This is a genomic window from Citrobacter sp. SX206 (genome assembly GCF_024181025.1).
Taxonomy (GTDB): Bacteria; Pseudomonadota; Gammaproteobacteria; order Enterobacterales; family Enterobacteriaceae; genus Citrobacter; species Citrobacter youngae.
Window position 1 is genome coordinate 4,363,949 of record NZ_CP049738.1, and the last position, 12,576, is coordinate 4,376,524.

7 protein-coding genes are annotated in these 12,576 nt (G+C 52.5%); 4 read left to right on the plus strand and 3 right to left on the minus strand.

The annotated features are described in order from the left end of the window. Nucleotides 1-771, plus strand: coding sequence for a thiazole synthase (gene thiG / locus G8S19_RS21050; RefSeq protein ID WP_121585301.1), 771 nt, complete (start codon nucleotides 1-3; stop codon nucleotides 769-771). Next, the gene (thiH, locus tag G8S19_RS21055) at nucleotides 768-1,901 is read left to right on the plus strand and encodes a 2-iminoacetate synthase ThiH (RefSeq protein ID WP_124021397.1); all 1,134 of its coding nucleotides are present in this window, start codon (nucleotides 768-770) and stop codon (nucleotides 1,899-1,901) included. Before thiG ends, thiH begins: the two co-directional genes overlap by 4 nt. A 119-nt stretch (nucleotides 1,902-2,020) precedes the next feature. On the opposite strand, the gene cspG is transcribed toward thiH, so the two are convergent. Then, nucleotides 2,021-2,233 carry a cold shock protein CspG gene (gene cspG / locus G8S19_RS21060; protein WP_003033098.1) on the minus strand — a complete coding sequence of 71 codons (213 nt, stop codon included), beginning with the start codon at nucleotides 2,231-2,233 and terminating at the stop codon, nucleotides 2,021-2,023. 1,093 nt (nucleotides 2,234-3,326) lie between these two features. On the opposite strand from cspG, the gene G8S19_RS21065 reads away from it, so the two are divergent. Both G8S19_RS21065 and G8S19_RS21070 read left to right on the plus strand, forming a co-directional pair. Continuing rightward, the gene (locus tag G8S19_RS21065; protein WP_003033102.1) at nucleotides 3,327-3,632 is read left to right on the plus strand and encodes a PTS sugar transporter subunit IIB; all 306 of its coding nucleotides are present in this window, start codon (nucleotides 3,327-3,329) and stop codon (nucleotides 3,630-3,632) included. Between the two features lie 4 nt (nucleotides 3,633-3,636). Then, nucleotides 3,637-3,954 (plus strand): PTS lactose/cellobiose transporter subunit IIA, encoded by a 318-nt coding sequence (locus tag G8S19_RS21070; RefSeq protein ID WP_003033104.1) that lies wholly within the window; start codon nucleotides 3,637-3,639, stop codon nucleotides 3,952-3,954. A gap of 116 nt (nucleotides 3,955-4,070) precedes the next feature. Here the strand turns inward: G8S19_RS21070 and rpoC are convergent, their stop codons facing one another. Together rpoC and rpoB are read right to left on the minus strand one after the other, a co-directional pair. Further along, a complete protein-coding gene (rpoC, locus tag G8S19_RS21075) occupies nucleotides 4,071-8,294 on the minus strand; it encodes a DNA-directed RNA polymerase subunit beta' (RefSeq protein WP_003033107.1) in 4,224 nt (1,407 codons plus the stop codon). Nucleotides 8,295-8,370: 76 nt separating this feature from the next. After that, the gene (gene rpoB, locus G8S19_RS21080) at nucleotides 8,371-12,399 is read right to left on the minus strand and encodes a DNA-directed RNA polymerase subunit beta (protein WP_003033111.1); all 4,029 of its coding nucleotides are present in this window, start codon (nucleotides 12,397-12,399) and stop codon (nucleotides 8,371-8,373) included. Between the last annotated feature and the right edge of the window lie 177 nt (nucleotides 12,400-12,576).

Sequence of the window (12,576 nt, forward strand, 5' to 3'; positions counted from 1 at the left end):
ATGTTACGTATTGCCGACAAAACGTTTGATTCACATCTGTTCACTGGCACCGGAAAATTTGCCTCATCGCAACTGATGGTCGAAGCGATTCGCGCCTCCGGCAGCCAGCTGGTGACGCTGGCCATGAAGCGCGTGGATTTGCGCCAGCATAACGATGCCATTCTGGCCCCGCTTATCGACGCGGGCGTGACGCTGCTGCCCAACACCTCGGGAGCGAAAACCGCTGAAGAGGCGATTTTCGCCGCCCAACTGGCGCGTGAAGCGTTGGGCACAAACTGGCTGAAATTAGAAATCCACCCGGATGCCCGCTGGCTATTGCCGGATCCGATTGAAACGCTAAAAGCCGCCGAAGCGCTGGTGAAGCAGGGCTTTGTGGTGCTGCCCTACTGCGGCGCGGACCCGGTACTGTGCAAGCGGCTGGAAGAGGTCGGCTGCGCGGCGGTGATGCCGCTCGGCGCGCCTATCGGCTCGAACCAGGGGCTGGAAACCAAAGCGATGCTGGAGATTATTATCCAGCAGGCGACCGTGCCGGTGGTGGTCGATGCGGGTATCGGCGTGCCCAGCCACGCAGCGCAGGCGCTGGAAATGGGCGCTGACGCGGTGCTGGTCAACACGGCGATTGCCGTAGCGGATGATCCGGTGATGATGGCCACCGCTTTCCGTCTGGCAGTTGAAGCGGGCCTTCTGGCGCGCCAGGCCGTCCCCGGCAGCAAAAGTTCGCTCGCGCAGGCCACCAGCCCGTTAACCGGATTCCTGGAGGCTTTCGCATGAAAACCTTCACCGACCGATGGCGACAGCTTGACTGGGACGACATCCGTCTGCGCATCAACGGTAAAACCGCCGCTGACGTGGAGCGGGCGCTTAGCGCTTCACAGCTTAGCCGGGACGATCTGATGGCGCTGCTCTCCCCCGCCGCCGCCGATTATCTGGAGCCGCTTGCGCAACGGGCGCAAAGGCTCACCCGCCAGCGTTTTGGCAACACGGTGAGCTTTTACGTGCCGTTGTATCTCTCCAACCTTTGTGCCAACGACTGCACCTACTGCGGTTTTTCGATGAGCAACCGTATCAAACGCAAAACGCTGGACGAAGATGAGATACAACGTGAGTGTGCGGCTATCCGTGAGCTGGGCTTTGAGCATCTGCTACTGGTCACCGGTGAACATCAGGCCAAAGTGGGGATGGATTACTTTCGTCGCCATTTGCCTGCCATTCGCCGCCAGTTTGCCTCTTTACAGATGGAAGTACAGCCGCTGTCAGAGGCTGAATATGCGGAGCTGAAGACGCTGGGGCTGGATGGCGTGATGGTGTATCAGGAGAGCTATCATGAGGCTATTTACGCCCGCCACCATCTGAAGGGGAAAAAGCAGGATTTCTTCTGGCGACTGGAAACGCCGGACCGGCTGGGCCGCGCAGGGATCGACAAAATCGGTCTTGGCGCGTTGATTGGTTTGTCCGACAGTTGGCGGGTGGACTGCTTTATGGTTGCCGAACATCTGCTGTGGATGCAGCAGCATTACTGGCAGAGCCGCTACTCTATCTCCTTCCCTCGCCTGCGCCCATGCACCGGAGGCGTTGAGCCTGCATCGATCATGGATGAGCGACAGTTGGTCCAGACCATTTGCGCGTTTCGTTTACTGGCACCAGAAATTGAGCTGTCGCTCTCCACCCGCGAATCGCCATGGTTTCGTGACCATGTGATCCCGTTGGCGATCAACAACGTCAGCGCCTTCTCAAAAACCCAGCCCGGTGGTTATGCCGATAACCACCCCGAACTGGAACAGTTCTCCCCGCACGACGATCGTCGCCCGGAAGCCGTTGCTGAAGCACTGATGGCGCAGGGATTACAGCCCGTGTGGAAAGACTGGGACAGCTATCTGGGACGCGCGGCACAGATGCCCTAAGTCCAACGCTATCGCATAAACAAAAAAACCCGCTTTCGCGGGTTTTTTCTTCACTAGTGCTTAACTGCTCGGGCTCTGGCCTTCATCGCTATCGTAAGCCTTCGTGAAATTATCGGCGTTTACAGCGCGACAACGTTAACAGCAGACGGGCCTTTAGCGCCATTCTCCACGGAGAACTCCACCTTTTGACCTTCGTCTAACGTTTTAAAATCGTTACTCTGGATAGCGGAGAAATGCACAAACACATCCTTGCTACCGTCCTGAGGAGTGATAAAGCCGAAGCCTTTATCAGAGTTAAACCATTTTACTAAACCAGTCATTTTGTTAGACATAGATACTTCCTTTCATGTTTTTGAGCCGCTTACGCAGCGAAGATGGCCTGTTTTGCAGAAATTAACTTATGGGGCACTTAGGGAGGAGGCTCATGAAGAAGAGTATCTGAGGATAACGCTTGAACTGAGAACTGCTTTACTAAAACTGCTTGCATAAGGTCTGTGTTCCAAACCGATGCCGCTATAGTAGACCTACTTCTAATCATTAAGCAAGCATTAATTTTTTTAATACCCACTGAGTGATGCAATGTTGAACCAACGCGGCTAAGCATCCTGGATAACAGCTTGATCTACAATGAACAAAAGCCCCGACTATTGCAGTCAGGGCTTTACGTTACTACACACTTCAAATTTAACATTAATAAACTTAACGATTTAATACTGCTGATGGTACTACTTTAAAATGTACACGTTTACTACAGATAATATTGGATATTGATACTAACTAAAGCTTTCCTCTATTTACCGTTAAACACATTCCACCCGCTTGATAATAGAACTCAAGGCTGGTGACCTAAACAAGTACACTTCCCCTCGCGACATATACTCTTTGATGCGTTGCCTTATTTCCCTCGTGATAACCAAAAAAGCAGAAATCACGAATAATTACTATTAAATCATGGCGTTACATCGTCGCGTTTTACTGATTTTTTGCGATTAGATATATCAACTACGTGGCCTGAAAGCATTGTCGAAGTGAAAAAATAGCGTTTTCAGCATCGACTATCCCATACAAAAAATACTTCGTGGCCTTTATCGCAAACCCCAATCGAGCTCTACTAACACTTACTACGTTAACAGCAAATGACAATTTCTCCGCTGTTAAGTATTAACATACGGGTTTAAAAAACGCTGTCAATACTGTTTTTTATAACATGTCTTTATTGACAGTAATTATATATTCCAGCATGTGATAAGCGAGTCAAAAAGCCGCTGGCCCCGGTCCAGATCGCAGGGTTTGACCTCTTTTTGTAACCGGTTTCAGAAAAAGCGGCTTTCTTTGTGATGCCTTGCACACAATCGTTACAAAGCAGTTGTTGCTATAGCTGGCTCGCGATAATTATCAACTCACACATGTTGATCGAGACTGCTTATGAAAAACATCGTTTTATGCTGTGCCGCCGGAATGTCCACCAGCATGCTGGTGCAAAGGATGAAAGATGCCGCCCAGAAAAAAGGCGTCGACGTCACTATCAAAGCCGTCCCGGTGGCCGAGTTTGAAGAGAATATCGCTACAGCGGATATCGTTTTGCTCGGTCCACAGGTTAAGTATGAACAAGCCAAGCTACAGGCGATCGCCGACCCACTAGGCAAAAAGGTCGCCGTTATCGACATGATGGATTACGGCATGATGAAAGGTGATGCCGTACTGGACAAGGCGCTGAAACTACTGGAGTGATGGTATGGAAGAGTTAGAAACGATCATCATGGAGTTATTGGTAAACGCTGGCGCTGCACGCAGCCAGGCCCTGACGGCATTGCAACTGGCGCGTAAAGGTGATTTCTCCGGTGCAGAACAAGCGATGACGGAATCACGCGAGTACGTTAAACAAGCGCATAAAATTCAGACCCAGCTGATCGGAATTGACGAAGGTACCGGCAAGCTTCCGGTTAATCTCATCACCGTCCATTCGCAGGATCACCTAATGAACGCGATGGTGATTCAGGATTTGGCGGGAGATATGATTGAGCTTTATCGGCGCTTACCGCCGGTAAATTAATGACATTGCCGGATAGCTTCGTCGCCTCGTAGGCCTGATAAGCACAGCGCCATCAGGCATAAACACAGACATAAAAAAACCCGCCGAAGCGGGTTTTTTATTATGGTCGGCAACGATTAATCGTTGTCAGAACCGCCCAAGCCTGCGTTCAGCAGTTCTGCCAGGCTGGCAGACGCATCTTCAGCAGTCACCTGCGGAGCAGCTGGCAGTTCGCCCGCTGCGCGACGGCGCATACGATCCTGGTGGTACGCGTAACCGGTACCTGCCGGGATCAGACGACCCACGATTACGTTCTCTTTCAGACCGCGCAGTTCATCACGTTTACCTGCAACAGCGGCTTCGGTCAGGACACGCGTGGTTTCCTGGAACGATGCTGCAGAGATGAAGGACTCGGTTGCCAGAGACGCTTTGGTGATACCCAGCAGATCGCGGGAGAACGTTGCACCCACTTTGCCGTTCGCTTCCAGCTCGCGGTTAGCGATCTTGACGCGGGAGTATTCAACCTGCTCGCCTTCCAGGAAGTCGGAGCTACCAGCGCTTTCGATGGTGGCTTTACGCAGCATCTGACGAACGATAACTTCGATGTGTTTATCGTTAATCTTAACGCCCTGCAGACGGTATACGTCCTGAACTTCGTTAACGATGTAACGAGTTACAGCATGTACACCACGCAGACGCAGGATGTCGTGCGGCGCTTCCGGACCGTCGGAAACAACGTCACCACGTTCTACACGTTCACCTTCGAACACGTTGAGCTGACGCCATTTCGGAATCATCTCTTCGTACGGTTCGCTACCGTCTACCGGGGTGATAACCAGACGACGTTTACCTTTGGTTTCTTTACCGAAGGAAATGATGCCGCTGATTTCAGCCAGGATTGCCGGCTCTTTCGGACGACGTGCTTCGAACAGGTCCGCAACGCGCGGCAGACCACCGGTGATATCCTTGGTACCGCCGGATTCCTGCGGAACACGCGCCAGGGTGTCACCAGAGCTGATCTGTACGCCATCTTCCAGCTGAACAATCGCTTTACCCGGCAGGAAGTACTGAGCCGGCATATCGGTGCCTGGGATCAGAACGTCGTTGCCCTGAGCATCAACAATTTTCAGTGCCGGACGCAGGTCTTTACCACCCGCAGTACGCTCTGCAGAATCCAGAACCACCAGAGAAGACAGACCGGTCAGCTCATCGGTCTGACGAGTAATGGTCTGGCCGTCGATCATGTCAGTGAAGCGGACGAAACCACTCACTTCGGTGATAACCGGCATGGTGTGCGGATCCCAGTTTGCTACGGTCTCGCCGCCAGCAACCTGTTCGCCATCACCTTTCGCCATAACGGAGCCGTAAGGCACTTTATAGCTTTCTTTGGTACGGCCGAATTCGTCGATCAGTTTCAGTTCGGTGTTACGTGAGGTGATAACCAGTTTGCCGCTGGAGTTCACAACCGACTTCGCATTGCTCAGACGGATGCTACCTTTGTTTTTCACCTGAATGCTGGATTCAGCAGCCGCACGAGATGCCGCACCACCGATGTGGAACGTACGCATCGTCAGCTGTGTACCCGGTTCACCGATGGACTGTGCCGCGATAACGCCGATTGCTTCACCTTTGTTGATGATGTGGCCACGCGCCAGGTCACGACCGTAGCAGTGCGCACATACACCAAAGTCGGTGTCACAAGATACGACGGAACGGACTTTGACGGAGTCAACGGAGTTCTCTTCCAGCAGGTCACACCACTGTTCGTGCAGCAGCGTGTTGCGTGGAACCAGAATATCCGCCGTACCCGGCTTCAGCACGTCTTCAGCAGTTACACGACCCAGAACGCGATCGCGCAGCGGCTCTTTAACGTCACCACCCTCGATAACCGGGGTCATGGTGATGCCTTCCAGAGTGCCGCAATCGTCTTCAGTAACCACCAGGTCCTGCGCAACGTCGACCAGACGACGAGTCAGATAACCGGAGTTCGCTGTTTTCAGTGCGGTATCCGCCAGACCTTTACGCGCACCGTGAGTAGAGATGAAGTACTGGAGTACGTTCAGACCTTCACGGAAGTTCGCGGTGATTGGCGTTTCGATGATGGAGCCATCTGGCTTCGCCATCAGACCACGCATACCGGCCAGCTGACGAATCTGTGCTGCAGAACCACGCGCACCGGAGTCGGCCATCATGTAGATGCTGTTGAAGGAAACCTGCTGCTCTTCTACGCCGTCACGGTTAATAACGGTTTCGGTTTGCAGGTTATCCATCATCGCTTTGGATACACGATCGTTCGCCGCAGCCCAGATATCGATAACTTTGTTATAGCGTTCGCCCGCGGTTACCAGACCAGACTGGAACTGCTCCTGGATCTCAGCAACTTCAGCTTCCGCTTCAGAGATGATCTCGTGTTTCTTCTCTGGGATGACCATGTCATCAATACCAACAGATGCACCGGAACGCGCTGCATAAGCAAAGCCGGTATACATTGTCTGGTCAGCGAAGATAACGGTCGGCTTCAGGCCCAGAATGCGGTAACAGGTGTTCAGCATTTTGGAGATTGCTTTCTTGCCCAGCGCCTGGTTGACGATGGAGAAAGGCAGACCTTTCGGTACGATCATCCACAGAATGGCGCGACCAACGGTCGTGTCTTTCAGGCTGGTGTGCGCAACGAATTCGCCGTTTTCATCTTTTTCATATTCAGTGATACGCACTTTAACGCGCGCATGCAGAGAGGCCAGACCTGCGCGATAGATACGCTCAGCTTCTTTCGGGCCAGTCAGCACCATGCCTTCGCCTTTGGCGTTAACACAGTCACGGGTCATGTAGTACAGACCCAATACAACGTCCTGAGATGGAACGATGATAGGTTCGCCGTTCGCCGGAGACAGGATGTTGTTAGTAGACATCATCAGCGCACGCGCTTCGAGCTGGGCTTCCAGCGTCAACGGTACGTGAACAGCCATCTGGTCACCATCGAAGTCGGCGTTATATGCCGCACAAACCAGCGGGTGCAGCTGGATAGCTTTACCTTCGATCAGTACCGGTTCAAATGCCTGGATACCCAGACGGTGCAGTGTTGGTGCACGGTTCAGCAGTACCGGGTGTTCGCGGATAACTTCGTCCAGGATATCCCAAACGACAGCTTCTTCACGCTCAACCATTTTCTTAGCGGCTTTGATGGTGGTGGCCAGGCCACGCAGTTCCAGCTTGCCGTAAATGAACGGTTTGAACAGTTCCAGTGCCATTTTCTTCGGCAGACCGCACTGATGCAGACGCAGGTATGGACCTACGGTGATTACAGAACGGCCGGAGTAGTCAACACGCTTACCGAGCAGGTTCTGACGGAAACGACCCTGTTTACCTTTGATCATGTCAGCCAAAGATTTCAGAGGACGTTTGTTAGAACCGGTGATCGCACGACCGCGACGACCGTTATCCAGCAGGGCGTCAACCGCTTCCTGCAGCATACGTTTTTCGTTGCGTACGATGATATCCGGCGCAGCCAGATCCAGCAGACGTTTCAGACGGTTGTTACGGTTGATCACGCGACGATACAGATCGTTCAGATCCGACGTTGCGAAACGACCACCATCCAGCGGAACCAGCGGACGCAGATCTGGCGGCAGAACCGGCAGAACGGTCAGGATCATCCACTCTGGCTTGTTGCCAGACTGTACAAAGGCTTCCAGCAGTTTGATACGCTTGGTCAGCTTCTTACGCTTGGTTTCGGAGTTGGTTTCGTTCAGCTCCTCGCGCAGAGTTTCACACTCTTGCTCCAGATCCATGCTCTTCAGCAGGGCCTGGATTGCTTCCGCACCCATCTTCGCGTCGAATTCGTCACCGAACTCTTCCAGCGCGTCCAGATACTGCTCTTCAGTCAGGATCTGTTGACGTTCCAGGTTAGTCATACCGCCTTCGATAACCACATAAGATTCGAAGTACAGTACACGTTCGATATCACGCAGCGGCATATCGAGCAGCAAACCGATACGGGACGGCAGAGATTTCAGGAACCAGATGTGAGCGGTCGGAGACGCCAGCTCGATGTGGCCCATACGCTCACGGCGTACTTTGGTCTGGGTCACTTCAACGCCGCACTTCTCACAGATCACACCACGGTGTTTCAGGCGCTTGTACTTACCGCACAGGCACTCGTAGTCTTTTACCGGCCCAAAGATACGGGCGCAGAAAAGGCCGTCACGTTCAGGTTTGAACGTACGGTAGTTGATGGTTTCCGGCTTCTTAACTTCACCGAAAGACCATGAACGGATCATGTCTGGCGAGGCCAGAGCAATTTTGATCGCATCAAACTCTTCGGTTTTAGTCTGCGCTTTCAGAAACTTTAATAAATCTTTCACGGATTTGCTCCCGTCGGAGTTAGCACAATCTGGCGCTGGCTGTTACGCCAGCACCAGTGACCTGTTTGATCGAGAGTTACTCGTCTTCCAGCTCGATGTTGATACCCAGCGAACGAATCTCTTTCAACAATACGTTGAAGGATTCCGGCATGCCTGGTTCCATCTGATGGTTGCCGTCCACGATGTTTTTATACATCTTAGTACGGCCGTTCACGTCATCAGACTTAACGGTGAGCATTTCCTGCAGGGTGTATGCCGCGCCGTATGCTTCAAGCGCCCACACTTCCATCTCCCCGAAGCGCTGACCACCGAACTGCGCCTTACCACCCAGCGGCTGCTGAGTAACCAAGCTGTAAGAACCGGTAGAACGCGCATGCATCTTGTCATCAACCAGGTGGTTCAGTTTCAGCATGTACATGTAGCCAACGGTAACCTGGCGCTCGAACTGCTCACCGGTACGACCGTCGAACAGTGTGATCTGACCGGAAGTCGGCAGGCCACCCAGCTGTAACAGTTCCTTGATTTCAGACTCTTTCGCACCGTCGAATACCGGCGTTGCGATCGGCATACCTTTTTTCAGGTTTTCAGCCAGACGCAGAACTTCTTCATCACTGAAGGTATTCAGGTCAACTTTCTGACGAACATCTGAACCCAGATCGTAAGCACGCTGGATGAATTCGCGCAGTTTCGCGACTTCCTGCTGCTGTTTCAGCATGGCGTTGATCTTATCGCCGATACCTTTTGCAGCCATACCCAGGTGGGTTTCAAGGATCTGACCGATGTTCATACGCGATGGTACGCCCAGCGGGTTCAGTACGATATCTACCGGCGTACCGTTAGCATCGTGTGGCATATCTTCGATCGGGTTGATCTTAGAGATAACACCCTTGTTACCGTGACGACCTGCCATCTTATCACCAGGCTGGATCCGACGTTTAACCGCCAGATAAACCTTAACAATCTTCAGCACGCCCGGTGCCAGATCGTCGCCCTGAGTGATTTTACGGCGTTTCGCTTCGAGTTTTTTCTCAAACTCGTGCTTCAGTTCGTCGTACTGTTCAGCCAGTTGTTCCAGCTGATTTTGTTTCTCTTCGTCGGTCAGGCCGAGTTCTAACCAGCGGTCGCGCGGCAGTTTGTCGAGCTTCTCAGCTTCAACACCACCGGAAACCAGCACAGCGTAGATACGGCTGAACAGGCCAGCTTCGAGGATCTGCAGTTCTTCAGACAGGTCTTTTTTCGCCTGCTTCAGCTGCATCTCTTCGATTTCCAGCGCACGTTTGTCTTTTTCTACGCCATCGCGAGTAAAGACCTGAACGTCGATAATCGTACCGGAAACACCGTTTGGCACGCGCAGAGAAGAGTCTTTAACGTCAGACGCTTTCTCACCGAAGATCGCACGCAGCAGCTTCTCTTCTGGCGTCAGCTGGGTTTCACCTTTCGGCGTTACCTTACCAACCAGAATGTCGCCACCGGTCACTTCCGCACCGATATAAACGATACCGGATTCATCCAGTTTAGAGAGCGCAGCTTCACCCACGTTCGGGATGTCAGCGGTGATCTCTTCTGGCCCCAGCTTGGTGTCACGAGACACACATGCCAGTTCCTGAATGTGGATGGTGGTGAAACGGTCTTCCTGGACAACACGCTCGGATACGAGGATGGAGTCTTCGAAGTTGTAACCATTCCATGGCATGAATGCCACGCGCATGTTCTGACCCAGCGCCAGTTCACCGAGGTCGGTGGACGGACCGTCTGCCAGCACATCACCACGTTCAACCGGCTCGCCCAGAGATACGCAAGGCATCTGGTTGATACAGGTGTTCTGGTTAGAACGGGTGTATTTGGTCAGGTTATAAATGTCGATACCTGCTTCGCCCGGGTACATCTCGTCTTCGTTAACTTTGATAACGATACGGGAAGCATCCACGTACTGAACAGTACCGCCACGTTTAGCAACAGCAGTAACACCGGAGTCAACGGCAACAGCACGTTCCATACCGGTACCAACCAGCGGCTTATCAGCGCGCAGAGTTGGAACCGCCTGACGTTGCATGTTCGCACCCATCAATGCACGGTTGGCGTCATCGTGTTCCAGGAACGGGATCAGGGACGCACCGACGGATACCACCTGCTGGGTGGATACGTCCATGTAGTCAACCTGATCACGGCTGAACAAGCTGGATTCGCCTTTGCTACGGCAGGTAACCAGATCTTCTACAAAGTGCCCTTCGTCATCCAGGTTGGAGTTCGCCTGAGCGATAACGTAGTTGCCTTCTTCGATAGCAGACAGGTAATGAATTTCATCGGTTACAACACCGTCGGTCACTTTACGGTACGGCGTCTCGAGGAAGCCGTATTCGTTAGTCTGTGCATACACGGACAGGGAGTTGATCAGACCGATGTTCGGGCCTTCAGGCGTTTCGATTGGACATACGCGACCATAGTGAGTCGGGTGTACGTCTCGAACTTCGAAGCCTGCGCGTTCACGGGTCAGACCGCCTGGGCCGAGTGCAGAGATACGACGTTTGTGCGTAATCTCAGACAGCGGGTTGTTCTGGTCCATAAACTGAGACAGCTGGCTGGAACCAAAGAACTCTTTCACTGCTGCAGAAATCGGCTTGGCGTTGATCATATCCTGAGGCATCAGGGTATCCAGATCGCCCAGAGACAGACGCTCTTTCACCGCACGCTCAACACGCACCAGGCCAACGCGGAACTGGTTTTCCGCCATTTCGCCTACGGAACGGATACGACGGTTGCCGAGGTGGTCGATATCATCGACTTCGCCTTTACCGTTACGGATATCGATGAGCTTCTTCATCACTTCGATGATGTCGTCTTTGCTCAGGATACCGGAACCTTCGATTTCGTCGCGCAGCAGAGAACGGTTGAACTTCATACGACCAACCGCAGACAGGTCATAGCGGTCTTCGGAGAAGAACAGGTTCTCAAACAGGCTTTCAGCAGCTTCACGAGTCGGCGGCTCACCAGGGCGCATCATGCGGTAGATTTCTACCAGTGCGCTCAGACGATCGTTGGTTGGGTCGACGCGTACAGTTTCAGAAATGTACGGACCGTGGTCCAGATCGTTAGTGAACAGCGTTTCGATACGTTTGTGGCCAGACTGGCTCAGCTTAGCCAGCAGATCCAGGCTCAGCTCCATGTTAGCTGCGCAGATCAACTCGCCAGTAGATTCGTCAACGTAGTCTTTAGCCGCAACTTTACCAGCAATGTATTCAACCGGAACTTCGATATGTTTGATATCGTCTTTTTCCAGTTGGCGAATGTGGCGCGCAGTGATGCGACGGCCTTTTTCGACGTACACTTTGCCGTTAGCTTCGATGTCAAAGGAGGCGGTTTCACCACGCAGGCGTTCCGGCACCAGTTCCATCTGCAGCTTGTTGTCACGAATTTCGAAAACAACTTTCTCAAAGAACAGGTCAAGGATCTGCTCAGTGGTGTAGTTCAGCGCACGCAGAATAATGGTCGCAGGCAGTTTACGGCGACGGTCAATACGTACGAACAGGTTGTCCTTCGGATCGAATTCGAAGTCCAGCCAGGAACCACGGTAAGGAATGATGCGCGCGTTATACAGCACTTTACCCGAAGAGTGGGTTTTACCTTTGTCGGAGTCAAAGAAGACGCCAGGACTACGGTGCAGCTGAGAAACGATAACACGCTCAGTACCGTTGATAACAAAGGTACCGTTGTCAGTCATGAGCGGAATTTCGCCCATGTAGACTTCTTGTTCTTTAATGTCTTTTACGGTGCCTTCCGGCGCTTCGCGCTCGTAGATCACCAGACGCAGTTTTACGCGCAGCGGTGCGGAATAGGTCACGCCACGGATCTGACATTCCTGAACGTCAAACACCGGTTCGCCAAGGCGGTAGCTGACGTATTGCAGCTCGGAATTACCGCTGTAGCTCTGAATCGGGAAAACGGAACGGAAAGCTGCTTCCAGACCATACTGCCCTTCAGGATCTTGCTCGATGAACTTCTGAAACGAGTCAAGCTGGATAGAAAGGAGATAAGGTATGTCCAACACTTGTGGACGTTTACCAAAATCCTTACGAATACGTTTTTTCTCGGTATAGGAGTAAACCATTAGGGTTCCTCAGCTCGCTGACAAGTCGACCCATCTGTCCGACGAAGGGACAGTTTGTGCAACACTATTTTGTTGACCGGAAAATCGAATACTTTCCGCAATGCCTGTTGCTATCACGCTTAAACCATTTCATTGCGATTTACACAGAACTGACGCTCTGTCGCAGTATATTAAGGC